Below are 22,456 nucleotides of genomic sequence, written 5' to 3' on the forward strand. Positions count from 1 at the left end.
CACGTGAACGCGATACCCGCCAATACCCGGCCGCTGGACGGTCCGCTGCCGCGGCTGGCCGCGCCGCCCGGCGCCACCGACTGCCACATGCACCTCTATCTGCCGGGCTTCGCGGCCCAGCCCGGCGGACCCGGCATCGCCGAGCTGGCAACGGTCGAGGATTACCGCCGAGTACAGGCGCGCCTGGGGCTGGAGCGCGTCGTTGTCACCCAGTCCAACGCCTATCAGCTCGACAACGGCGCCCTGCTCGAAGCCCTTGGTCAGCTGGGAACCGAAACGGCGCGCGGCGTGGCGGCAGTGGCTCCCGGCACCGCCGAGGCAACGCTGCGCGAATGGCATGCCCTGGGCGTACGCGGCGCGCGGATCATGAACCTGCCCGGCGGCGCCGTGACTCATGCCAGCATGCTCGAAGTCGAACGCCTGGTGCGCCCGCTGGGCTGGCACCTGATGGTGCAGTTCAACGGCCAGCACTTGGACGACTATCTCGATGGCCTGCAGCGCCTCGAAGGCGACTACATCATCGACCACATCGGCAAGTTCATGCCGCCGGTGCCGGCGGACGATCGCCGGGTCGACGAGATCCTGCGGCTGCTCGATCGCGGCAACGCCTGGTTCAAGCTGTGTGGCGGCTACGAGACCAGCACAGTCGGAGGGCCGCGCTACGAGGACGTGGGGGCAATTGCCCGTCGTGTCATTGCCCATGCCCCGCAGCGGGTGATCTGGGGCTCGAACTGGCCCCACGTCGGCGTGCCGCGCGAGCGCTATCCCGATGATGCCGAGCAGCTCGACGTGCTGCTCGGTTGGGCCGGGCCCGAGGCATGTCGCCGAATCCTGGTCGATAACCCCGCTTCCCTGTACGGCTTCTGAACCCTTTGTTCGAAGGAGGAACATGCATGATCGATCGACTGTTGGTAACGGGGGCCGGCGGCGGCATGGGCCGCATCATCCGGCCTCACCTGGCGCAGCTGGCACGCATGGTGCGGCTGTCGGACATCGCCGACCTCGGCGAGGCGGCCAGCCACGAAGAACTCGTGCCGTGCGATCTCGCCGACGCCGAGGCGGTGGGTGAGCTGGTTCAGGGCTGCGACGCCATCATCCACCTGGGCGGCGTATCGGTGGAGAAACCCTGGGCGAGCCTGCTGCAGGCCAACATCGTCGGCACCTACAACCTCTACGAGGCGGCGCGCCGGCACGGCAAGCCGCGGGTGATCTTCGCCAGCTCCAACCACACCACGGGGTACTACGAGCGCACGCAGCGCATCGACACCACGGTGCCGCATCGGCCCGACTCGCTCTACGGCGTGACCAAGTGTTTCGGCGAAGACCTGGCCAGCCTGTATCATGACAAGTTCGGCGTCGAGACGCTCAGCGTGCGCATCGGCTGGTGCCACCCCAAGCCCACCGACACGCGCAAACTGGCGATCTGGCTCAGTGCCGAGGATTTCATCGGCCTGGTGCAGCGTGCCATCGTCACCCCGCGCCTGGGCTGCACGGTGGTCTACGGCTTCTCGAACAATGCCGAACGCTGGTGGGACAACAGCAAGGCCGCCTTTCTCGGTTGGATGCCGAAGGACAGCTCGGCGCCCTGGCGCGAGGAGATGGAAGCGCTCGACGCGAATCTCGATCCCACGGATCCGGCGGTCATCTACCAGGGCGGATCCTTTGCCAGCTCCGGGCACCCCGACGATTGAGGGGCCGTCTACCCTTACCACGAACCATGACCGATGGATGGCGATATGGCAGATAAATCCGATATCACGGCCGACTTCAAGCAACTGAAAGTCCAGAAGCTTTCACGCGAAGGCAGCCTGTCTGTGCATGTCGCCGACCAGCTCGAGGCGCTGATCGTCAACGGAGGGATCGGCGTGGGTGAGAAGCTGCCCACCGAGAACGGGCTGTGCGACGTCTTCGGCGTCAGCCGCACGGTGATCCGCGAGGCCATCACCCATCTCAAGTCGCTGGGGCTGGTGGAGACGCGCCGCGGCGTCGGCACCACCGTGCTGCGCTCGACCAGCGTCGAGGCGATGCCGGCGAAACGCATCAGCCCGACCACCGTGGAGGACATCCTGCACGTGCTCGAGCTGCGGCTCAACCTGGAGCCGGCGGCGGCGGCGCTGGCCGCCGAGCGGCACGACGAGGAGGACGAACACACCCTCGTGGAGAAGCATGCGGCCTTCATCGAGGCGCGTGCGGCGAAGTCCCAGGCGCGCGTCGAAGACTACGAATTCCACTATGCGATCGCCGCCGCCACCAAGAATCCTTTCTTCAAGATGTTCTATGAACAGCTCAGCCAGGGTGTGATTCCTCGCGCCAAGCTGATGAGCATCGAGATCAACACCGCGGCCACCGACAAATACCTCGCCCGGGTCGAGGAAGAACATACCTACATTCTCGAGGCGATCCTGGCCCGCGATCCCGAGGCAGCGCGTGAGATGATGTACCAGCATCTCAACCGCGCGCGGACCATGTACGCCAAGTACCAGGAAGCCTGAACGGCGGCTCTCCTGGCCATGCGATACCGGAAGACAGGAGCCATCATGACCCCGCAAGGCAAGATGCTGATCGGCCGCGAGGCCGTCAGCGGCAGTTCCACGCCCATCCACGCCGTCAACCCCGCCACCGGCGAGCAGCTCGCGCCTACCTATGCCGGCGGCACCCAGGCCGAGGTCGAGCGCGCCTGTGCGCTGGCCGAGGCGGCGTTCGGCACCTACCGCGAGACGACGCTGGAGCAGCGTGCGGCGTTTCTCGAAACCGTGGCCAGCGAGATCGAGGCCATCGGCGACGAACTGATCGAGCGCGCCATTGCCGAGACCGGCTTGCCCCGGGCGCGCCTCGAAGGCGAGCGCGGCCGCACCTGCGGCCAGCTGCGCCTGTTCGCCTCGGTGGTGCGCGCCGGCGAATGGCTTGACCTGCGCCTCGATCCGGCCCTGCCCGAGCGCGATCCGATGCCCCGCGCCGACCTGCGCCAGCGCCACATTCCGCTCGGCCCCGTCGCCGTGTTCGGCGCCTCGAACTTCCCGCTGGCCTTCTCCGTGGCCGGCGGCGATACCGCCTCGGCGCTGGCCGCCGGCTGCCCGGTGATCGTCAAGGGTCACTCCGCCCACCCTGGCACCTCCGAGCTGGTCGGTCGTGCCGTGCAGCGCGCCGTCGAGAAACGCGACCTGCCGGAAGGCGTGTTCTCGCTGCTGTTCGGTTCGGGCAACGAGATCGGCCAGGCCCTGGTCGCCGACCCGCGCATTCAAGCCGTCGGCTTCACCGGCTCCCGCGGTGGCGGCACGGCCTTGATGAAAACCGCCCAGGCCCGCCCCCAACCGATCCCGGTCTACGCCGAGATGAGCTCGATCAACCCGGTGTTCCTGCTGCCCGAGGCGCTGCGCGCTCGCGGGGCGACGCTCGCCGAGGGCTTCGTTGCCTCGCTCAATATGGGCGCCGGACAGTTTTGCACCAACCCGGGCCTGGTCATCGCGGTGAAGGGCCCTGAGCTCGACGCCTTCGTCGAGGCGGCGGGCGATGCCATGACAGGCAGCGCCGCCCAGACCATGCTCACCCCGGGCATCCATGACGCCTACGAGCAGGGCGTGGGCCGGCTCTCCTCTAACAGCAAGGTACGCGAAGCGGCGCGTGGCCAGGTCGGTGAATCGGCTCACTCCTGCCAGGCGGGACTGTTCGTCACCACGGCGGCTGACTTCCTCGCTGATCCCGAGCTTCAGGAGGAGGTGTTCGGCGCCACCTCGCTGGTGATCGAGTGCGCGGATCAGAACGAGATGCGCCAAGTTGCCTCGCAGCTCGAAGGCCAGCTCACCGCCACGCTGCAGATGGACGACGGTGACCTGGACGCGGCAAAAGCCCTGCTGCCGATCCTCGAGCGCAAGGCGGGGCGGATCCTCGCCAACGGCTGGCCCACCGGGGTCGAGGTATGCCACGCCATGGTCCACGGCGGCCCATACCCGGCCACCTCCGACTCACGCACCACCTCGGTGGGCAGCGCGGCGATCTTCCGCTTCCTGCGTCCGGTGTGCTACCAGGCGCTGCCGCAGGGCCTGCTGCCCGAGGTACTGCGTGACGGCAATCCCTGGGGGTGACACGCCTGGTCGACGGCCAACGAGAAAGTTAACGCCACCTTCTCTTACCTATCTCCCTGGAACCTTTGGCGGCCTTCGGGCCGCCTTTTTTCTCCCGCATTTGCCATAATGGCTCCCTACCCACCTGTGGAGCTATGCATGGCCTCTCCTCCCAACGACCGTCGTCAGGGTCGCCCGAATTCTCCAAGGCCCTCATCGGACCGTCAGCGCGAACGCGCCTCGCGCACGCCCAAGGCCCAGGTGGGCGAGGTGGCTTACCTGGAGGTGGTCACGGTGAACGAGACCGGTGCCTTTCTCGACTGGGGCCATGCGCGCGACGTGCTGCTGCCCTTCGGCGAGCAGCGCTTCCGCCCCACGCCGGGCAAGCGGGTGCTGGTGCGGCTCTACGAGGACCAGCAAGGGCGACCGGTGGCGTCACAGAAGCTCGACCGCTTCGTACAGGACGAGGCAACGGGGCTGGCGCCGGGCGACGAGGTGGAGCTGATCGTCGCCGACGCCACCGACCTCGGCTACAAGGCGGTGGTCAATCATCGCTTCTGGGGGCTGCTCTACCGCGACGATGTCACCCGGCCGCTGCGCCGTGGGCAGCGGGCCAAGGGCTACGTAAAGCGCGTGCGCGACGACGGCCGGCTCGACCTCTCGCTGCTGCCGCCGGGGCCGGCACGTCTCGACGTGGTGGGCGAGCAGGTGCTCAAGGCGCTGCGCGAGAGCGGTGGTTACCTGCCGCTCTCCGACAGCAGCGATGCTTCGGCGATCAAGGCGCGCCTGGGGGTGAGCAAGAACGCCTTCAAGCAGGCCATCGGGCGGCTCTACAAGCGACGCCTGATCGTCATCGAGGCTCACGGTATCCGCCTGGTGCCGGGGACCACCACCGAGCCGGGCTAGCCGGCTGCCGGTCGGGGCGCTCAGTCGAGCGCCTTGAACTCCTCCTCGTGCAGCCAGGCGGCATGCTTTGGCGCGCGCTTGGTCTTCGACCACTCCTCGACCATCGCCGGCGCCACTTCCTTGAGCTGGCGCATCTGCTCCGGTGTGCCCTTCACGTAGGTCAGCTCCAGGCGATGACCGTTGGGATCGAAGAAGTAGATCGAGCGGATGATGCCGTGCTCGGTGGGGCCGATCACTTCCACCCCCTTGCTTTCGAGCTGCTCCTTCGCCGACAGCAGGGCGGCCTCGTCGGCGACGCGGAAGGCGATGTGCTGCACCCACTCCGGGGTGTTGGGGTCGCGGCCCATCTCGGGCGAGTTGGGCAGCTCGAAGAAGGCCAGGATGTTGCCGTTGCCGGCATCCAGGAACAGGTGCATGTAGGGATCGGGCGCCTTGGTGGAGGGCACGCGATCCTCGGCGATGGCGACCAGGAACTCCATGTTGAGCTTGTCCTGGTACCACTCGACGGTTTCCTTGGCGTCGCGACAGCGGTAGGCGACGTGGTGGATCTGCTGGATATCGATCATGGTGGGTCTCGTAGGGTGGCCGGAGGAGCGCCAGGGTCCTGCGTGGGCTTTTTTAGCCTCTATTTTAGTTTCATTTGAAACCAAAATAGAGGGGCTTGGTGTGCCCTGTCAAGCTGCCTTGGTGTTGCCGGAAGCCCTGGGTCATACTGCGCTCATTTCCCGCATCACGATGGAACGCTGCCAATGAGCCAACTGACGAGCGAACGATCCTTGCGCGTGGGCGTGGTGATGGATTCCATCGCCCACCTCACCTACAAGAAAGACACTACCCTGGCCATGCTGTGGGCGGCCCAGGAGCGTGGCTGGTCGCTGCACTACATGGAGCAGGAGGATCTCTACTTGCGCGATGGCCGGGCTCACGCGCGTATGCGCGATCTCGCCGCCTTCCGCAACCCCGACGACTGGTACGCGCTGGGGGCGCCGGAGGAGCGCCCGCTGGCCGAGCTCGACGTGATCCTGATGCGCAAGGACCCACCGGTCGACGCGCACTTCCTCAACGCCGTGCACCTGCTGGGCTTCGCGGAACGCGAGGGCGTGCTGGTGGTCAATCCCACACGGGCGCTGCTGGAATGCAACGAGAAGCTGTTCGCCCAGCAGTTCCCGCAGTGCTGCACGCCGACGGTGGTCTCCTGCAGCGAGTCGGTACTGCGCGCCTTCCATGCCGAGCACCGGGACGTGATCTTCAAGCCGCTGGACGGCATGGGCGGCAGCGGGATCTTCCACGTGCAGCCCGAGGGGCGGAACCTGGGAGCCATCATCGAGACGCTGACCGAACGCGGCCAGCGCCAGATCATGGCCCAGCGCTACATCCCCGAGATCAAGGACGGCGATACCCGCATCCTGCTGGTGGACGGCGAGCCGGTACCCTACGGCCTGGCCCGGGTGCCGATGGCCGGTGAGACCCGTGGCAACCTGGCCGCCGGCGGCACCGGCGTCAGCCGCGAGCTGACCGCACGCGACCACTGGCTGATCGAGCAGGTGCAACCCATGATCCGTGAGAAGGGGCTGATGTTCGTGGGGCTCGACGTGATCGGCGACTACATCACCGAGATCAACGTGACGAGCCCCACCTGCGTGCGTGAGATCGACGACCAGCGCGGCACCGATATCGCCGGCCTGCTGATGGATGCCATCGAGCGGCGCCTGGCGCAGCGTTCGTAACGCAGATAAGGCAAGGGGAGGTTGGGCTCCGTTCATGGCGGCCTCGATCAGCGACTCCATCCGCTGCGCTCCGGTCACGCGACCCTACCGGCGCTGGCTGGCGCTGTCGGCTGCGCTGCTGTTGCACCTGCTGCTGATCGGGATAGTGGCAAGCTGGCAGTTCACGCCGATGCCCGCGGAGCGCACCAGCCTGGACGTGGTGCTGGTAACCCGACCTGCCGAGGAGCCGGTCGAGGTGGAGGCCATTGCCGATACGGACCAGGAGGCCGCCGGCCAAGAAGAGACTGCGGAGGCTCCCGCCGAACAGCGATCGGTACCTATCGACGAGCTGCCGCACCTCGAGGCGCCGGATAGCAGTGCGGCGCCGGCCGCGTCGGCCGAACGGCCCGCTGACGAACCCGAGGTGGCTGAGGAGGGGCCTGCCGAAGCCGCCGAGGAGAGCGAAGCCCAGCCACAGGCGGAGCCGCAAAGCGCCCCCCGCCGGAGGAATCACCGGCGGAGCCGGCTGCCACAGCACCTTCGACATCGGGGCGCGACCTGCTGGCCCAGGCCACCAGCAGCATCCGTCAGCAGGAACTCGATGCCAACCTCGCGGGCGAAGCTGGCGACACACCGCGTTCCGCCGCCCAGCGGGCCGCCGAGGCACGCTATATCCATGACTGGACCCGCCGCGTCGAGGATTACGGCAACCGGGTTCATCCCGCCCCGAGCCATCTGCATGGACAGCTGCGCATTCGCGTAGTGATCGGACGAGATGGTCAGCTTCGCCAGGCGGAGGTGGTACAATCCTCAGGACATACCGAACTCGATCAGGCGGCACTCGATACCGTGCATGGAGCCGGGCCCTACCGGCCCTTCGACAGCGCCATGGGCGAGCTGGACAGCCTCTCCATCACCCGCGTCTGGCGGTTCGGGCAAGGTAATCATTTTGGCGTGCGCTAAAGGGAACGACGCGTACCGTGTTTCCTCGGATCTCGCCGCCGCCCGGGAGTCCCATGCAATCCGTGCAAAACCTAGGCTTGAGACATCATTTTCTGCTGGCGATGCCGCACCTGGAAGATCCCAATTTTGCCGGCACCCTCAGCTATCTCTGCGACCACGATGAGAACGGCACCATGGGCGTGATCGTCAACCGGCCGCTGGAGATCACCCTGGAGGCGCTGTTCGAGCAGCTCGAACTCGACGGCGAGGAGAGCCCGCATCGTAACGCGCCGGTCTATTACGGCGGTCCGACCCACAAGGACCGCGGCTTCATCCTGCATCGTGGCTCTAGCGAGCCGTGGGATTCCAGCATCCAGGTGGATGACGACATCGCGCTGACCACCTCCATGGATATCCTGCTGGCGCTTGCCGCCGGCACGGGCCCGGAGGAGTTCCTGGTATGCCTGGGCTGTGCCGGCTGGGAGGCGGGTCAACTCGAGCAGGAGCTCAAGGACAACGCCTGGCTCACCGTCGAGGCGCAGGGCGATATTTTGTTCAAGGTCCCGGCGGAGCAGCGCCTGAGCGCCGCCGCCGGCATCCTTGGCGTCGATCTGAACTTGATGTCGCGGGAAGCGGGCCATTCTTGATGTCCGATCATCGCCTGGTCCTGGCCTTCGACTTCGGCACCCGCCGCATCGGTGTGGCGGTGGGCAACGAGCTGCTCGCCAGTGCCCGCCAGCTCGAACCGCTGCCGGCCCGTGACGGCATCCCCGACTGGAACGTCGTCACGCGGCTGGTCGAGGAGTGGCAGCCGGACCTGTTCGTGGTGGGGCTGCCGCTCAACATGGACGGCAGCGAATCGGAGATGAGCGCCAGGGCGCGTAAGTTCGGCAAACGGCTCTACGGTCGCTATGGCAAGCCCTGCGAGATGGTCGACGAGCGCGGTTCCACCCGCGAGGCCAAGGCCATCGCCCGCGAGTCGGGGCTGCTGCGCAACCCCAACAAGAGCTACCGCGACGATGGCGTCGATGGCATCGCGGCGGTGCTGATCCTGGAGAGCTGGTTCGCTCGCAGGGAAGGCCTGCCGGGGCGTTGACGACCTCAGCTCGGCCCTGTCGCCTCAACTCTTGCGTGGTCGTTCGCCACCATCCATCAGCGCGTGGAATTCGGCGACGGCCAGGGCAGTGAACGCCGGGTCGTTGATATGCCAGGGGCAGCGAATCAGCCGTCGCTCGGACGTTTGCCGCACCGTCGCCTTCAGGGCCGCGAACAGCGCCGCGTCGGCCGCCGGGTCATGGAAGGGCTGACCGGGGGCATCCAGCGCCGAGACCCCGCCTTCAGGCAGCAGGAAGCGCACCGGCCCCCGGCTGCGATTCAACTTCTCCCCGATCCAGCGCCCCATCCGTGCGTTCTCCTCGGCGGTCGTGCGCATCAGGGTGATCTGAGGGTTGTGCTCATAGAGCCGGCGTTTTCGATAAGGCTCGGGCAGCGTCTCGGGACCGGCGAAGTTGACCATGTCGAGAGCGCCGCAGGAGCCTACGTAGGGCAGCTCGGTATGCGCCAGAACGTCCAGCCGTGTGTCGCCGGCGCTGAAGATGCCGCCCATCAGCAGGTCGCACACCTCGGTGGTGGTGATATCGAGCAGTCCCTTCAGCATGCCGCTCGCGGCCAGTTTCTCCATCGAGCGCCCGCCGGTGCCGGTGGCATGGAAGACCAGGCAGTCATACTCCGAGGCCAGTGCATCGGTGAGACGGTTCACGCACTGTGTGGTGACGCCGAACATGCTCAAGCCGATGGCCGGCTTGTCATCGGCGGCCTCGGGCACCTGCCCCTCGAGCATGCCGAGCAGTGCATGGGCCGCGTTGCCCAGCACCCGGCGCGATATTCTGTTGAGTCCCGCCACGTCGGTCACGGAGTAGATCATGGCAATGTCGCTGGCGCCGACATAAGGTGCCACGTTGCCCGAGGCGATCGTCGAGACCATCACCTTGGGCACGCCAATGTCCAGGTCGCGCATGGCCGGTGTGATCAGCGCGGTGCCGCCGGAGCCGCCAATACCGATGACGCCGGCCACGTCATCGCGCCCTGCCAGCAGCTGGCGCAATGCCTCGGCCATCTGTGTCACGGCGCGCCCCCGGTCGTTGACGAAGACCGCCTCGGTGCCCTGGGGGTGGCAGGCGGCCACCTGTCTGGCAGAAATGTCGGCATCGGGAGCAGGGTCGCCGCTGGTGCCTACGTCGACGATCAAGGTATCGACGTTTGCGTTCCGCAACAGGTCGCGCAGATAGCAGAGCTCCGCGGCCTTGGTATCACAAGTGCCGATGATGAAGGCTTTGTGTCCCATGGGGCCTCCTGGCCGGCATGCGTCGCGCCGGCCTGATTGTTATCGGTCTGGGGCGTCAGCCCTGGCAGCGTTCGACAGCCCCTTCGAAGGCCAGCCGGAAGGTATCCGAGACCCGCTGCACGACATCTTCTCGGTCGGCTTCCTCTACCTCGAACTCGGCCCACCACTCACCGAAGCATTGGCCGGTGGTCGTGATGGGCTTGAGGCGCATCTCGGCCACGTAGTTCTGCACCGGCAGGGCCGGAGCCTCGAGAATGCGGTAGCAGCAGCGGTGTTCCCGATCCGAGAGGGTGAGCAACTCCTCGCGAATGAAGTTGCCTTCGTGGTCGTGAAAGAATCGCACGCAGCCGACCTGGTCGGCGGGCTTGCCCGCCTCGATCTCGCTCCTGGCGAAGAAGGGATGGTAGTCCGGCAAGCCGTTGAAATCGCGTAGCACGCTCCAGGCCTGCTCGAGCGTGATGGGCATGACGGCGCTGACGTAGACCCTGGTCATGGTGGCGTCTCCTCGGTAGTCAGGCGATTGCCTTGAAGCGGCGGATTTGCTCGGTCAGTGCCACTTCGGTGGGCAGGCGCTCCATGCTGCTGGCGCCATAGAAGCCGTTGCAGTGCTCGCTTTTCTGCATGACGTAAGTGGCATCCTCGGGGGTGGCAATGGGGCCGCCGTGACACAGGACGAGTACCTCCCGACGCACGCGCCTGGCCGCCTCGGCCCACTCGTCGATCAGCCGCACCGACTCGTCGAGGCTCTTGGCGGATTCGGCGCCGATGGTGCCACCGACGGTAACGCCCATGTGCGCCACGATGATGTCGGCGCCGGCCTCGGTCATGGCTACGGCCTCGTCGGCCGAAAACACGTAGGGCGTGGTCAGCATGTCCATTTCATGAGCCTGGCGAATCATGTCCACTTCGCTGCCGTAGGTGATCCCGGTCTCTTCCAGGCTGATGCGGAACGTGCCGTCGATCAGGCCCACGGTGGGGAAATTCTGCACTCCCGAGAAGCCCAGTTCCTTAAGCTCGCGCAGCAGCTTGGGCATGATCACGAAGGGATCGGTGCCGTTGACCCCGGCCAGTACCGGGGTGCGCTTGACCACGGGCAGTACCTCCAGCGCCATCTCCTGCACGATCTGATTGGCGTTGCCGTAGGCCAGCAGGCCGGCGGAAGAAGCGCGCCCGGCCATGCGATAACGCCCTGAGTTGTAGATCACGATCAGGTCGATGCCACCGGCTTCCTCGCACTTGGCCGAGATACCGGTACCGGCACCACCGCCAATGATCGGTTGGCCACGAGCGGCCATGTCCTGGAAGCGGGCCATCAGATCCTTGCGGTTGAAAGGCGGCATGTCGTTCTCCTTTGTCAGTATTGGGGTAAGCGGTGTCGATGGGTCATTGGTGATGGATGCGGGGTCGGGAGTCGACCTTGGCCGCGGGAATCGAGGAACGTCGTGAACGGAGCGCAAGGCTGAGTTGGCCCACCACGCCTTGGCGGAAGGTGAGTACACAGGCCATGAATACCAGGCCGGTGATCACGGTGACCCAGGCGCCGAAAGGATCCAGATAGTGATTCAGCGTGGAGACGAGCGCGGCCCCCACGGCCGGACCGAATACCGTGCTCATGCCGCCTAGCAGCGTCATCAGGATGACGTCGCCCGAGGTGTGCCAGTGCACGTCGTAGAGGGCCGCCAACTGGAAGACGATCGCCTTGAGCGAGCCGGCGATGCCCGACAGGCCGGCCGAGATGGTAAAGACCAGTACCTTGTAGCGAGCCACGGGGTAGCCCAGCGAGATGGCGCGGGGTTCATGCTCGCGGATGGCGCGCAACACGTTGCCGAAGGGAGAGTTGACGGTGCGCCACACCAGCCACAGGCCGGCGCCGACGATGCCCACCACGACGTAGTAGAGCGCCGAGTCGTTGCTTAGGTCGAGGCCCAGGAAACTGCCGCGGGGAATCCGCTGCAGGCCATCCTCGGCGCCGGTAAAGGGCGCTTGAAGGAAGAAGAAGTAGACCAGCTGCGACAGGGCCAGGGTGATCATGGCCAGGTAGATGCCACTACGGCGAATCGCCAGGGCCCCTACGACAGTACCCAGCAAGGCTGCCACCAGGCCTCCGGCGAGGATCCCCAGCTCGGTGGGCACGCCGTAGGCCTTGACCAGTTGACCGGTAACGTAGGCGCCGGTGCCGAAGAAGGCGGCGTGACCGAAGGAGAGGATCCCGGTATGGCCCAGCAGCAGATTGAAGGCGCAGGCGAAGAGCACGAAGCACAGCGTCTTCATCACGAAAATGGAATAGACCAACTGCGGGAAGAAGGGAACCGCCAGCAACGCCAGCAGACCCAGGACGATGAGAGCCGAGGATAATGGTCGCATGGGTCAGCCCTCCTCGCGGCCGAACAGCCCGGCCGGACGCAGCAGCAGCACCAGCACCATGACCAGGAAGACGATGGTCGACGAGAACTCGGAATAGAACACTCGAGTCAGGCCTTCCACCACACCCAGCCCAAGACCGGTGACGATGGCTCCCATGATCGAGCCCAGACCGCCGATGACCACCACGGCGAAGATAATGATGACCAGGCTGGAGCCCATCGAGGGGTTGACGTGGAAGATAGGCGCGGCAAGCACCCCGGCGAATGCGGCGAGGCCTACACCGACCCCGTAGGTCAGAGTGATCAGTCGCGGCACGTTGATACCGAAGGCCTGGGTCAGCTCCGAGCGCTCTGTCGCCGCGCGCAGGCTGGCACCCAGCGAGGTGCGTTCGATGACGAACCAGGTCAACAAACACAACAGTAGCGCCGAGACGATCACGAAGCCGCGATAGAGCGGCAGGATCATGAAGCCCAGGTTGAGGGTGCCGCGCAGCAGCTCCGGGGTGGCGAAGGGTTGGCCGGAGGAGCCGAAGGAGACACGAAAGCCTCCCTCCAGCACCAGCACCAGGCTAAAGGTCAGCAGCAGCCCGTAGATCGGATCGAGCCCGTACAGCCGGCGCAGGAACAGGAACTCGAACAGCATGCCGAACAGCGCCACGACCAGCGGGGCGATGGCCAGCGTCACCCAATAGTTGGCGTCCAGGTACTGGGCCAGCAGGAAGGCAGTAAAGGCGCCCAGCATGAAGAAGGCACCATGGGCGAAGTTGACGATCTTGAGTACGCCGAAAATGATCGCCAGCCCCAGGCTGAGCACCGCATAGAAGGAGCCGTTGACGATGCCCAGCATGAGTTGCCCCAGCAGGGCCTGAATGGGAATGCCGAATATATCCATGTTCACTTGCTCATCAGGCTGAGAGGGAGGCGCGTGCCCGGCTATCGCCGGGCACGAACGACAGGGCATCAGCTGCCGTTGAGCAGACGGCAGGTACTGGCTTCCAGCGGCTGGAAGGCGTCCTCGCCGGGAATGGTGGTCACCAGGCGCAGGAAGTCGTAGTCGTACTCCGACTCGTCGGGGGACTTCACTTCCCACAGGTACTGGTCGTGGACCATGCGGCCGTTGGGCCGGATGTAGCCACCCGAGGCGAAGAAGTCGTTGATCTCCAGCTCGCGCATCTTCTCGGATACCGCATCGGGGTCGTCGCTGCCGGCGGCCTCGATGGCGTTCAGGTAATGCATGGTCGAGGAGTAGTTGCCGGCGTGGGCCATGTTGGGCATGCGTCCGGTACGTTCGTAGAAGCGCTGGGAAAACTCGCGGGTCTCGTCGTTGGCATCCCAGTAGAAGGCATTGGTCAGCATCAGGCCTTGGGCGGTCTCCAAGCCCAGGCTGACGATATCGTCATACCACAGCAACAATGCGGCCGGGCGCTGCTCGGGGGTCACGCCGAACTCGGCCAGGGCATTGATGGCGTTGATGGCATCGGCGCCGGTGGAGGCGATGCCAATAATCTCCGCACCGGAGGCCTGGGCCTGCAGGGCGTAGGAGGAGAAGTCGGTGGTGTCGAGGGGGTGGCGAGCGGCGCCGACGACCTGGCCCCCGGCTTCGCGCACTACGTCCGATACCTGCTCTTCGAGGCCGATGCCGAAGGCGAAATCCACGGTGAGGAAGAACCAGGTATCGCCGCCGTCCTCGACGATCGACTTGCCGGTGCCGTGGGCCAGCGAATGGGCGTCGTAGGTGTAGTGGGTCACGTAAGGCGAGCAGTAGTCGTTGGTGAGCCCGATGTTGGACGATGAGTTGACGATGGCGTGGCGCTTCTGCTCGTCGGCCACGGCTGCCACCGCCAGGGCGACCCCGGAGTTGGACAGGTCGTTGATCATGTCCACGCCTTCGTTGTTGTACCACTCGCGGGCACGGCTGGCCCCGGTGTCGGCGCGGTTACGGTGGTCACCGTGGATGACCTCGATGGGCACGCCATTGACCTCGCCGCCGAAATCCTCGACGGCCATCCGTACGGCTTCCACCGCCGCCTCTCCGGAAAGGTCGGTATAAATACCGGACATATCGGTGAGCACGCCGATTCGCACCACACCGTCACTGTAGCCTTCGCTGGCCATGGCGCTGGAGAGGCCCCCCAGGCTCAGGACGGCGGAAGACACCACCAGGGTTTTCAAGGAGTTCGTGGCTGGCATTGTTTTTTCTCCTGTTCTCATGGGGAGTTATTGTTGTAATTTGCTCTGATTCGAACGGTTTGTTTTCTTGCTGCCTTTAATAGTTAGAGCCAACGTGGGCAAATGCGCCATGGCTTCAGAGCACGAACAGCTATCCGAAACCCACATCGTCGGTGACGATACCCAGCAGTGGATCGTGCGCGCCGACGACTGCACCGCCCTCGAGCAGCGGCATATTTCTCATGTGGGCTTCGGCGATGCCGCGGTGCCCTATCGCATCGTGCGTACCCGCCTGAGTGGCGCCTACATCCACGGCTCGCTGGGCGGCGAGGGCCGCATGCTGCTCGATGGGCGGTGGTGCACCATGCGCGGCGGTATGATGTCCTTCGCTCCCGCACATGGGCTGCACGCCTTCCACGCCGTGCCCGAAAAGCGCTGGCAGTATTGCTGGCTGCGCTACCTGCCCAGCGCACCTCGCTCGGTGGTGGGAACCATCGCACCGATCATGCAGCACTTCGACCCCGAGCCGATGAAGCACGCGATCCTGGGCCTCTACAGTGAGGTATTCCACGGTGAGGGGGATCCGGCCAGCTGCGTGATGTGGGTCGACACCATCGAGCGCTACATCTCGCGCTTCGCCGACCCTTGGCGGCGCGACGCGCGCATCGTGGCGGTCTTCGATGCGGTGATCCCGACCCTGGAGCGGCACTGGACCATCGAGGAGATGGCCGAGATCGCCCACGTCAGCACCGAGCACCTGCGACGGATCAGCCGCAAGGTGTTCGGGCGTAGCCCCATGCAGCAGCTGACCCAGCTGCGTATGCAGCACGCTACCCACCTACTGGCGACCAGCGACCTGCCGATCGAGGAGATCGCCGAGCGGGTGGGCTACAGCAGCCCCTTTGCCTTCTCCAAGACCTTCAAGCGCATGAACGGCGTCTCGCCCTCGCACTTTCGCCTGCATTCCCGCGCTTGAGCTCGTCGCCCGTTGAGCCTGTCCGCTTGATTCCTAGACGCCCAGGCGTGCCAGTAGGGCATCGGCGTCCTGCTCGATGCCCTTGCGGTCGTAGCGCGCCGTCACCTGGCCGTGGTCGATGAGATAGAAATGGTCGGCCACGCTCATGGCGAAGTGCAGGTTCTGTTCCACCAGCAGGATGGTGTAGCCCTGCGCCTTGAGGAGGCGGATGGTGTCGCCGATGTGCTCGACGATACTGGGCGCCAGCCCTTCGGTAGGTTCATCGAGCAATAGCAACCTGGCTCCGGTGCGCAGGGTGCGTCCTATGGCGAGCATTTGTTGCTCTCCACCGGAAAGCTTGGTTCCGGGGCTGTGAAGTCTCTCGCGCAGGTGAGGAAACAGATCGAGCACCTGCTCGGTGCTCAGGCCGCTATCGTCGATCCGTGTCGGCAGCTCGAGGTGCTCCCTGACGTCGAGCGTGGCGTAGATGCCGCGATCCTCGGGGCAGAAGGCCACGCCGTGGCGGGCAATATGGAAGGGACGCAGGCCGATGGTTTCGACACCGGCAAGCCGGATGCTGCCCCGTCGCCGCGGGACGATGCCCATGATCGATTTCAGCGTGGTGGACTTGCCGGCACCGTTGCGGCCCAGCAGGGTAATCACCTGCCCCGCCGGTACCTCCAGGTCGATACCGTGCAGCACGTGGCTTTCACCGTACCAGGCATGCAGGTCGCGGATCGCCAGCATGGGTTCGGGGGCGTGTTTCATGGCGGCTTCAGTCATGGCGGGCCCCTCCGATATAGGATTCGATCACGCGTGGGTCGCGCGACACGGTAGCGTAGTCACCCTCCGCCAGCACCTCGCCGCGAGCCAGCACGGTAATGCGGTCGCAGAGTTCGGCCACCACGCCCAGGTTATGCTCCACCATCAGCACCGAGCGTCCTTCGGCCACGCGATGGATCAGCTCGGCGGTGCGGCCCACGTCCTCCGTGCCCATGCCGGCCAACGGCTCGTCGAGCAGCATTACCTCGGGGTCGAGCGCCAGGGTGGTGGCGAGCTCCAGGGCTCGCTTGCGCCCATAGGGCAGCTCGGCGGCAGGAGTGTCGGCCCACTGCCCCAGGCCAACATCGACCAGCAGCGCCATGGCGCGTTCGCGATGTTGGTCGAGGCGGTGATGCGAAGCCCAGAAGTCGTAGGACTCGCCGCGCTGGCGTTGCAGCGCCAGCTTGACGTTCTCCAACGCACTGAGGTGGCCGAACACGGCGGATATCTGAAACGAGCGGACCATGCCCAGTCTGGCCACCTGATCCGGCTTGAGGTGCGTGATGTCACGCCCCTTGTAGAAGATGCTGCCGGCGCTGGGTTCGAGGAACTTGGTCAGCAGGTTGAAACAAGTCGTCTTGCCCGCGCCGTTGGCACCGATCAAGGCATGGATGGTGCCGGGCTCGATTCGGATGGAGATATCGCTGACTGCCGTAAAGCCCCGGAAGTTCTTGGTGAGGCCCCGGGTCTCGATGATTGCCTCTGCCATCGTGTACTCCGCCGTTATTATTGTCCGTTGGTCTGGTCTCGGGTGACGGAGCAGCCGGCATGGGCCGACGGCTTTCGTCGGCTTCAGTGTTGACACGGAAGATAGGCAGCGCCATGGCTGCAGAGCACGTGTGGCTATCCGAAACGCACATGTATGGAAGAGGCCGACAGGCAAGAGTACCGTGCGTGGCCGAAAGGCAGGAAGGCCAGCCGGACCCTCGATGAGGGTCTGGCTGGTGAAGCATCAAGCTGCGTGTGGCGGTGGGTTCAGGTGGTCAGCACCCGTTCCTCGTCGTACTGCGCGGCGATGTCGTTCACCGAGATGCAGGTGTACTTGAGCACGAAGAAGGCCAGCGTGGCGGGGCAGGTGAAGCTCTCCTCGAAGCGTTCCACCTGGCCACCGTAGCCGCGGGTGACGCTGGCGCGATAGGCGTTGCCTGCCTTGGTCAGCTTGACCGTGGCCTGGCGATCGGCCTCCTGCTTTTCCAGCACCAGTTCGCGCTGCCGGGTCAGCAGTTCGTCGAGCATCTTGCCGCCCTCGCGCTCCTCGGGCGTAGCCCACACCTCCTGGTCCCGCTTGCCGTACTGGAACAGCATGATGGCCGGGAGTACGGAGAAGATGCCCCCGGTCAGCAGCCAGGTCAGCTCGGCGCCGGGAGGATGCAGCGCAAACACGGCAAACAGCTGCACCACGAAGGCGGCGGCGAGGATGCCCGCCAACGGACGCCACATGCGCGGGTTCATCACCGGCTTGCCCAGGGTATGGCCCCACAGGCCGGCCGCCACCAGTGCACCGAGTGCCAGGGTCGCCACGCCCCAGATCGGGCCGCCGCCCACTAGCAGGGCAATGGCGCCGATCGCCACCAGCACGCTGTAGAACACCGCCAGCAATATGTACGCTCGTTCCAGGGTCATGCGTCACATCTCCTTTATCCGGTTGCCTTGGATGGCAACACCGTCGTCATTCGACTTGTTATTCGAGATTGCAGCTCATTCGAGCCGTGTCGTCATGGGGTGGCGGCCGGTGACCGCCGGTCAGCTTCGCACACACACTTCTTCCGCCCTCAGCATAGCGATGCCGAGCGTTGGCTGCACCGTTACAGTGAGGGATCGTCGACTCCCACACGCTCGGGCACGAACCAGCGCACCGGGCGTAGGTCCTTCTCGATCAGCTCCTCCACCTGCAGCAGGGTGGCGAAGATCGCCATGCGTACCGGAATGCCGTTATCGGTCTGGCGGAAGATCGCCAGGCGCGGGTCGCCGTTGAGATCCACGTCGAGGTCGTTGGCATCCGGGCGGCTGTCGCGGGGCAGCGGGTGCATGACGATGGTGTCGCGGCCGCAGCGCTTGTCCATGAAGGCGCGATCGACGGTGAAGTCACGCGACAGGCTGAAGCCCTCGCTCATCTCGGCGGTGAAGCGCTCCTTCTGGATGCGGGTGGTGTAGACCACGTCCACGTCGGCATAGTCGTCGGCCAGGCTGGTGCGCTGTTCGACGCGGTGGCCGCGGGAGGCGACCAGGTCGATGAGGTAATCGGGCATCTCCAGCCCCGGCGGCGCCACCAGCGTGATGCGCATGGGATCGTAGAGCGACAGCAGCTTGATCAGCGAGTGCACGGTACGACCGTACTTGAGGTCGCCGGTGAGCAGTACGTGGGCGCCGGCGAGCTGCTTGCCCAGCCGGGTGAATTCCTTGTCGATGGTATAGAAGTCGAGCAGCGCCTGGCTGGGGTGTTCACCGGGGCCGTCGCCGCCGTTGATCACCGGCACGTGAGTGGCGGCGGCAAACTCCGCCACCGAGCCCTGGTCGGGGTGGCGCATGACGATGGCGTCGCAGTAGCCGCTCATTACCCGGCTGGTGTCGTAGAGCGACTCACCCTTGGCCATGGAGGAGAAGGTGAAGCCGGTGGTGTCGCACACGCTGCCGCCCAGGCGACAGAAGGCGGCGTGGAAGCTGACCCGGGTGCGGGTGCTGGCCTCGAAGAACAGGTTGCCGAGCACGGCGCCCTCCAGCACCCGGGTGACCTGGCGGCGTTGGGCGATGGGCTCCATGCGGGCGGCGATGCGCATCAGGTGGTCGACGCTTTCGCGGGTCAGGGAATCGACGGAGAGCAGATGGCGACTCATCGAGGGCCTCGAAGATGGCAGCGAAGGATGGCCCGTAGTGTAACGCCACCGGGGCCGCGCTTCACAGAGCGCGACGGCATGACGCTCAACGGCCGAGCAGTTCGGCCAGCTCGTGTGCGTAAGCCTTCACTTCACGTATCGCCCGCTCAGTGTCGAGGTCGTCCATCGCCACCACGCCCACGCAGGCCTCGATGCCGGGACGAAACTGCGGCGTGGCCACGGGGCTGGCCACTCCCACCGCGCCGCGCTGCAGCTGGCCGCGGGTCAGGCTGTAGCCGTCGGCACGGGCCTGGCGCACCGCCTCGCTGTCGTCTGCGCGCGGAGGGCGCCCGGCGAGAATGGCGATGCCCGCGGCGCCGAGCGTCAGCGGGTGGCGGCTGCCGACCCGATAGCCGACCCGCAGCAGGCCCTCCTCCGGTTCCGCCACCAGCAGCACCACGCACTCTTCTCCCTGGGCCACCGACACGAAGGCGGTGGCCCGGGTCGCCTTGGCCAGCGCCTGTAGCAGCGGCTGGGCTACGGCGCGCAACTGTGGCTCGAAGCGCGAGGCCAGCAGCGAGATGCCGGCACCCAGGCGCAGCGCGCCCTCGCTGGTACGTGCCACCAGGCCGTGCTGTTCCAGGGTGGTGACGATGCGATAGGCGATGGCGCGGTGCACATCCAGCCGCTCGGCGAGTTCGGCGACGCTGATGCCCTCGGCGTGTTCGGCGACGATCTCCAGCGCGTGCAGGCCGCGATCCAGGGTTTGCAGGGTAGTGGCCATCGAACGGCATCTCTCGAGTTGATGGTGGCAGAGCATGGTAGCGCAGCCGGCGGGGATTGACGTCCCCGGGCAAACTGCCTATGTTTCCTTACGTGTTCGTTAAACGATACCAAGTGTGCGATAAAAGTAAAACAGCTCGACACATAAACTCAGCCACGCATGACAGCAACGATTCCAGGCGACAGCCACGCGGGAGGCCTCATGACATCAGCAACACAGCGGAACGCTACCGGTGCGGACGGCTGCCTCTTCCACGGCGCCGGTGAACCGTCGATGGCGCCCAATGGCTGCCCCGTCTCGCCCCAGGCGGCGGCCTTCGATCCCTTCGACCGCCCCTACCAGCTCGACCCCGCCGAGGCGCTGCGCTGGTCCCGCGAGCAGGAGCCGGTGTTCTACAGCCCCAAGCTCGGCTACTGGGTGGTGAGCCGCTACGACGACATCAAGGCGATCTTCCGCGACAACCTCACCTTTTCGCCGTCGATCGCGCTGGAGAAGATCACCCCGGCGAGCGACGAGGCCCTGGCGGTGCTCAAGCGCTACGACTACGGCATGAACCGTACCCTGGTGAACGAGGACGAGCCGGCTCACATGGCGCGGCGCCGCGAGCTGCTCGAGGCTTTCTCACCCGAGGCACTGGAGGCTCATGCCCCGATGGTGCGCCGCCTGGTGCGCGAGAAGCTCGACGCCATCATCGACCGCGGCCAAGCCGACCTGGTCGCCGAAATGTTCTGGGAGGTGCCGCTTACCGTTGCGCTGCACTTCCTCGGCGTGCCCGAGGAGGACATGGAGCAACTGCGGCGCTTCTCCGTCGCCCATACGCTCAATACCTGGGGACGCCCCTCGCCCGAGCAGCAGGTCGAGGTGGCCGAGGGCGTCGGCAAGTTCTGGCAGTACTCCGGCGAGGTACTGAGGAAGATGCAGGCCCGGCCGGAGGGTCACGGCTGGATGTACGACATGATCGAGAAGAACCGGCACAAGCCGGATGTCGTCACCGACAACTACCTGCACTCGATGATGATGGCGATCATCGTCGCCGCCCACGAGACCACGGCGCTGGCCACCGCCAACGCCTTCCGCCAGCTGCTCTCGCGCCCCGCGGTATGGGCCGAACTGTGCGACAACCCGGCGCTGATCCCCGCCGCCGCCGAGGAGTGCCTGCGCCATGCCGGCTCGGTGGTGGCCTGGCGGCGCATCGCCACTCGCGAGGTGGAAGTGGGCGGCGTGACCATCCCCGAGGGCGGCAAGATCCTGATGGTCACCGCTTCGGGCAATCACGATCCGGCCCACTTCGAGAACCCCGACGAGCTTGACATCTACCGCGACAACGCCGTCGATCATCTCACCTTCGGCTACGGCAGCCACCAGTGCATGGGCAAGAACCTGGGACGCATGGAGATGCGTATCTTCCTCGAGGAGTTCACCCGTCGCCTGCCGCACCTGGAGCTCGAGGAGCAGGAGTTCACCTTTCTGCCCAATACTTCCTTCCGTGGCCCCGAGGCGCTGTGGGTGCGCTGGGACCCGGCGCAGAATCCGGAGCGCCGTGACCCGGCGGTGCGCAGCGCCCAGCGCGACTTCCCCGTCGGGGCGCCGTCGCGTCAGGACATCGCCCGGGAAATGGTGGTTGCCAAGGTGCAGACGGCTGCCGAAGGCGTATTGCAGATCGCCCTGGAGGATCCGCATGGGCGTCGCGTGCCGGAGTGGAGCCCCGGCTCCCACGTCGACCTGATCGTCGGCAACTACGTGCGCAAGTATTCGCTATGCGGCGAGGTGGACGATCCCTACTGGCTGCAGGTCGCCGTGCTGCGCGAGGAGGCTGGGCGCGGCGGCTCGGCCTGGATCCACGAGCACCTGAAACCGGGCATGCCCCTGCGGCTGCGCGGTCCCAAGAACCACTTCCGCCTCGACGAATCGGCCGACCGCTACGTGCTCATCGCCGGCGGCATCGGCATCACGCCGATCATCGCCATGGCCGACCGCCTCAAGCGGCTGGGCAAGCCCTTTGAACTGCACTATGCCGGTCGCTCTCGCGCCAGCATGGCCTTCATCGAACGGCTCGAGCGCGACCACGGCGAAACGCTGCGGCTCTATCCCAAGGCCGAGGGGGTGCGGCTCGACCTCGCCTCCCTGCTTGCCGAGCCCCGCGCAGGCACGCTGCTCTATGCCTGCGGCCCCGAGCGCCTGCTCGCGGCGCTCGAGGCTGGCACCAACCACTGGCCGGAAGGCAGCCTGCGCGTGGAGCACTTCACTGCCGAAGGCGCACTGCTGGACCCGAAGCACGAGCACGCCTTCGAAGTCGAACTCACCGACTCCGAGCTCGTCGTCGAGGTGGCCGCGGATCGCACCCTGCTGCAGGCCCTGCGTGCCGCCGGTGTCGACGTGCCCAGCGACTGCGAGGAGGGCCTGTGCGGCTCTTGCCAGGTCGAGGTGGTCGACGGAGACATCGACCACCGCGACAAGGTGCTCACCGCCGCCGAGCGCGCCGGCCAGGACCGGCTGATGAGTTGCTGTTCGAGGGCGAAAAGCAAAAGGCTGAAGCTTGCTCTCTAACGCCGGCCATCGACCGTCCACCACAAAAGCAAATGACAAAAGCA

23 protein-coding genes and 1 pseudogene are annotated in these 22,456 nt (G+C 65.9%); 12 read left to right on the plus strand and 12 right to left on the minus strand.

The features are described from left to right. Positions 1 to 3: 3 nt before the first annotated feature. The 5 genes and pseudogenes from EKK97_RS00195 to EKK97_RS00215 all read left to right on the plus strand — a co-directional run bounded on the left by EKK97_RS00195 (position 4) and on the right by EKK97_RS00215 (position 4,967). Positions 4 to 867 carry an amidohydrolase family protein gene (locus EKK97_RS00195; protein WP_159547838.1) on the plus strand — a complete coding sequence of 288 codons (864 nt, stop codon included), beginning with the start codon at positions 4 to 6 and terminating at the stop codon, positions 865 to 867. Positions 868 to 893: 26 nt separating this feature from the next. Next, positions 894 to 1,691, plus strand: coding sequence for an NAD-dependent epimerase/dehydratase family protein (locus tag EKK97_RS00200; protein WP_159547840.1), 798 nt, complete (start codon positions 894 to 896; stop codon positions 1,689 to 1,691). Positions 1,692 to 1,736: 45 nt separating this feature from the next. Continuing rightward, complete coding sequence (locus EKK97_RS00205; protein ID WP_234287060.1) at positions 1,737 to 2,492, plus strand: FadR/GntR family transcriptional regulator; 756 nt, start codon at positions 1,737 to 1,739, stop codon at positions 2,490 to 2,492. A 45-nt stretch (positions 2,493 to 2,537) separates the two neighbouring features. Then, positions 2,538 to 4,114, plus strand: a pseudogene (locus EKK97_RS00210) (aldehyde dehydrogenase (NADP(+))). A 106-nt stretch (positions 4,115 to 4,220) separates the two neighbouring features. After that, positions 4,221 to 4,967: a CvfB family protein gene (locus tag EKK97_RS00215; RefSeq protein ID WP_234287058.1), complete on the plus strand. Its 747-nt coding sequence runs from the start codon at positions 4,221 to 4,223 to the stop codon at positions 4,965 to 4,967. Positions 4,968 to 4,987: 20 nt separating this feature from the next. Here EKK97_RS00215 and EKK97_RS00220 read toward each other — a convergent pair whose 3' ends face one another. Next, positions 4,988 to 5,533, minus strand: a complete 546-nt coding sequence (locus tag EKK97_RS00220) for a VOC family protein (protein ID WP_159547844.1) — start codon at positions 5,531 to 5,533, stop codon at positions 4,988 to 4,990. A 183-nt stretch (positions 5,534 to 5,716) separates the two neighbouring features. Between EKK97_RS00220 and gshB the strand changes: the two genes are divergently transcribed. Genes gshB through ruvX form a run of 5 tightly spaced genes read left to right on the plus strand, consistent with a single transcriptional unit; the run spans position 5,717 to position 8,711 of the window. Continuing rightward, on the plus strand, positions 5,717 to 6,694 hold the full coding sequence (gshB, locus tag EKK97_RS00225; protein ID WP_159547846.1) for a glutathione synthase: 978 nt from the start codon (positions 5,717 to 5,719) through the stop codon (positions 6,692 to 6,694). Between the two features lie 34 nt (positions 6,695 to 6,728). After that, a complete protein-coding gene (locus tag EKK97_RS24100; RefSeq protein WP_236551332.1) occupies positions 6,729 to 7,436 on the plus strand; it encodes a hypothetical protein in 708 nt (235 codons plus the stop codon). Then, the gene (locus EKK97_RS24105) at positions 7,436 to 7,636 is read left to right on the plus strand and encodes an energy transducer TonB (RefSeq protein WP_236551333.1); all 201 of its coding nucleotides are present in this window, start codon (positions 7,436 to 7,438) and stop codon (positions 7,634 to 7,636) included. The genes EKK97_RS24100 and EKK97_RS24105 overlap by 1 nt, the downstream gene beginning before the upstream one ends. A gap of 53 nt (positions 7,637 to 7,689) precedes the next feature. Continuing rightward, positions 7,690 to 8,262 (plus strand): YqgE/AlgH family protein, encoded by a 573-nt coding sequence (locus EKK97_RS00235; protein ID WP_159547848.1) that lies wholly within the window; start codon positions 7,690 to 7,692, stop codon positions 8,260 to 8,262. Next, complete coding sequence (gene ruvX / locus EKK97_RS00240) at positions 8,262 to 8,711, plus strand: Holliday junction resolvase RuvX (protein ID WP_159547850.1); 450 nt, start codon at positions 8,262 to 8,264, stop codon at positions 8,709 to 8,711. Before EKK97_RS00235 ends, ruvX begins: the two co-directional genes overlap by 1 nt. Before the next feature lie 24 nt (positions 8,712 to 8,735). Here ruvX and EKK97_RS00245 read toward each other — a convergent pair whose 3' ends face one another. From EKK97_RS00245 to EKK97_RS00270, 6 genes are all read right to left on the minus strand, one after another. Next, complete coding sequence (locus EKK97_RS00245; RefSeq protein ID WP_159547852.1) at positions 8,736 to 9,959, minus strand: Tm-1-like ATP-binding domain-containing protein; 1,224 nt, start codon at positions 9,957 to 9,959, stop codon at positions 8,736 to 8,738. A gap of 55 nt (positions 9,960 to 10,014) precedes the next feature. After that, positions 10,015 to 10,452, minus strand: coding sequence for an SRPBCC family protein (locus EKK97_RS00250; RefSeq protein WP_159547854.1), 438 nt, complete (start codon positions 10,450 to 10,452; stop codon positions 10,015 to 10,017). A gap of 19 nt (positions 10,453 to 10,471) precedes the next feature. Next, entirely contained in the window at positions 10,472 to 11,299 is an 828-nt protein-coding gene (locus tag EKK97_RS00255; protein WP_159547855.1) for a phosphoenolpyruvate hydrolase family protein, read from the minus strand. 43 nt (positions 11,300 to 11,342) lie between these two features. Continuing rightward, the gene (locus tag EKK97_RS00260; protein ID WP_159547857.1) at positions 11,343 to 12,323 is read right to left on the minus strand and encodes a branched-chain amino acid ABC transporter permease; all 981 of its coding nucleotides are present in this window, start codon (positions 12,321 to 12,323) and stop codon (positions 11,343 to 11,345) included. A 3-nt stretch (positions 12,324 to 12,326) separates the two neighbouring features. After that, on the minus strand, positions 12,327 to 13,214 hold the full coding sequence (locus EKK97_RS00265; protein WP_159547859.1) for a branched-chain amino acid ABC transporter permease: 888 nt from the start codon (positions 13,212 to 13,214) through the stop codon (positions 12,327 to 12,329). 68 nt (positions 13,215 to 13,282) lie between these two features. Beyond that, entirely contained in the window at positions 13,283 to 14,512 is a 1,230-nt protein-coding gene (locus tag EKK97_RS00270) for an ABC transporter substrate-binding protein (RefSeq protein WP_159547861.1), read from the minus strand. Between the two features lie 109 nt (positions 14,513 to 14,621). Here EKK97_RS00270 and EKK97_RS00275 point away from each other — a divergent pair, with 109 nt between their 5' ends. Beyond that, entirely contained in the window at positions 14,622 to 15,467 is an 846-nt protein-coding gene (locus EKK97_RS00275) for a helix-turn-helix transcriptional regulator (protein ID WP_234287051.1), read from the plus strand. A 33-nt stretch (positions 15,468 to 15,500) separates the two neighbouring features. On the opposite strand, the gene EKK97_RS00280 is transcribed toward EKK97_RS00275, so the two are convergent. The 5 genes from EKK97_RS00280 to EKK97_RS00300 all read right to left on the minus strand — a co-directional run bounded on the left by EKK97_RS00280 (position 15,501) and on the right by EKK97_RS00300 (position 19,865). Beyond that, a complete protein-coding gene (locus EKK97_RS00280) occupies positions 15,501 to 16,229 on the minus strand; it encodes an ABC transporter ATP-binding protein (RefSeq protein WP_159547865.1) in 729 nt (242 codons plus the stop codon). Further along, positions 16,222 to 16,977: an ABC transporter ATP-binding protein gene (locus EKK97_RS00285; RefSeq protein WP_159547866.1), complete on the minus strand. Its 756-nt coding sequence runs from the start codon at positions 16,975 to 16,977 to the stop codon at positions 16,222 to 16,224. Before EKK97_RS00285 ends, EKK97_RS00280 begins: the two co-directional genes overlap by 8 nt. A gap of 266 nt (positions 16,978 to 17,243) precedes the next feature. Beyond that, the gene (locus EKK97_RS00290; RefSeq protein WP_159547867.1) at positions 17,244 to 17,891 is read right to left on the minus strand and encodes a hypothetical protein; all 648 of its coding nucleotides are present in this window, start codon (positions 17,889 to 17,891) and stop codon (positions 17,244 to 17,246) included. A 182-nt stretch (positions 17,892 to 18,073) separates the two neighbouring features. Next, positions 18,074 to 19,102: an aspartate carbamoyltransferase gene (locus EKK97_RS00295; RefSeq protein WP_159547868.1), complete on the minus strand. Its 1,029-nt coding sequence runs from the start codon at positions 19,100 to 19,102 to the stop codon at positions 18,074 to 18,076. Positions 19,103 to 19,187: 85 nt separating this feature from the next. Continuing rightward, complete coding sequence (locus tag EKK97_RS00300) at positions 19,188 to 19,865, minus strand: IclR family transcriptional regulator (protein ID WP_159547869.1); 678 nt, start codon at positions 19,863 to 19,865, stop codon at positions 19,188 to 19,190. A gap of 201 nt (positions 19,866 to 20,066) precedes the next feature. Here EKK97_RS00300 and EKK97_RS00305 point away from each other — a divergent pair, with 201 nt between their 5' ends. Next, the gene (locus EKK97_RS00305) at positions 20,067 to 22,412 is read left to right on the plus strand and encodes a cytochrome P450/oxidoreductase (protein ID WP_159547870.1); all 2,346 of its coding nucleotides are present in this window, start codon (positions 20,067 to 20,069) and stop codon (positions 22,410 to 22,412) included. Positions 22,413 to 22,456: the final 44 nt, after the last annotated feature.

Source organism: Billgrantia tianxiuensis (assembly GCF_009834345.1).
Classification (GTDB): Bacteria; Pseudomonadota; Gammaproteobacteria; order Pseudomonadales; family Halomonadaceae; genus Halomonas; species Halomonas tianxiuensis.

Coding starts and splice junctions, on each gene's coding strand:
- EKK97_RS00200 (WP_159547840.1), top strand. CDS start 894: ATGATCGATCGACTGTTGGTAACGGGGGCCGGCGGCGGCATGGGCCGC.
- EKK97_RS00205 (WP_234287060.1), top strand. CDS start 1,737: ATGGCAGATAAATCCGATATCACGGCCGACTTCAAGCAACTGAAAGTC.
- EKK97_RS00215 (WP_234287058.1), top strand. CDS start 4,221: ATGGCCTCTCCTCCCAACGACCGTCGTCAGGGTCGCCCGAATTCTCCA.
- EKK97_RS00220 (WP_159547844.1), bottom strand. CDS start 5,533: ATGATCGATATCCAGCAGATCCACCACGTCGCCTACCGCTGTCGCGAC.
- gshB (WP_159547846.1), top strand. CDS start 5,717: ATGAGCCAACTGACGAGCGAACGATCCTTGCGCGTGGGCGTGGTGATG.
- EKK97_RS24100 (WP_236551332.1), top strand. CDS start 6,729: ATGGCGGCCTCGATCAGCGACTCCATCCGCTGCGCTCCGGTCACGCGA.
- EKK97_RS00235 (WP_159547848.1), top strand. CDS start 7,690: ATGCAATCCGTGCAAAACCTAGGCTTGAGACATCATTTTCTGCTGGCG.
- ruvX (WP_159547850.1), top strand. CDS start 8,262: ATGTCCGATCATCGCCTGGTCCTGGCCTTCGACTTCGGCACCCGCCGC.
- EKK97_RS00245 (WP_159547852.1), bottom strand. CDS start 9,959: ATGGGACACAAAGCCTTCATCATCGGCACTTGTGATACCAAGGCCGCG.
- EKK97_RS00250 (WP_159547854.1), bottom strand. CDS start 10,452: ATGACCAGGGTCTACGTCAGCGCCGTCATGCCCATCACGCTCGAGCAG.
- EKK97_RS00255 (WP_159547855.1), bottom strand. CDS start 11,299: ATGCCGCCTTTCAACCGCAAGGATCTGATGGCCCGCTTCCAGGACATG.
- EKK97_RS00260 (WP_159547857.1), bottom strand. CDS start 12,323: ATGCGACCATTATCCTCGGCTCTCATCGTCCTGGGTCTGCTGGCGTTG.
- EKK97_RS00265 (WP_159547859.1), bottom strand. CDS start 13,214: ATGGATATATTCGGCATTCCCATTCAGGCCCTGCTGGGGCAACTCATG.
- EKK97_RS00270 (WP_159547861.1), bottom strand. CDS start 14,512: ATGCCAGCCACGAACTCCTTGAAAACCCTGGTGGTGTCTTCCGCCGTC.
- EKK97_RS00275 (WP_234287051.1), top strand. CDS start 14,622: ATGGCTTCAGAGCACGAACAGCTATCCGAAACCCACATCGTCGGTGAC.
- EKK97_RS00280 (WP_159547865.1), bottom strand. CDS start 16,229: ATGACTGAAGCCGCCATGAAACACGCCCCCGAACCCATGCTGGCGATC.
- EKK97_RS00285 (WP_159547866.1), bottom strand. CDS start 16,977: ATGGCAGAGGCAATCATCGAGACCCGGGGCCTCACCAAGAACTTCCGG.
- EKK97_RS00290 (WP_159547867.1), bottom strand. CDS start 17,891: ATGACCCTGGAACGAGCGTACATATTGCTGGCGGTGTTCTACAGCGTG.
- EKK97_RS00295 (WP_159547868.1), bottom strand. CDS start 19,102: ATGAGTCGCCATCTGCTCTCCGTCGATTCCCTGACCCGCGAAAGCGTC.
- EKK97_RS00300 (WP_159547869.1), bottom strand. CDS start 19,865: ATGGCCACTACCCTGCAAACCCTGGATCGCGGCCTGCACGCGCTGGAG.
- EKK97_RS00305 (WP_159547870.1), top strand. CDS start 20,067: ATGACATCAGCAACACAGCGGAACGCTACCGGTGCGGACGGCTGCCTC.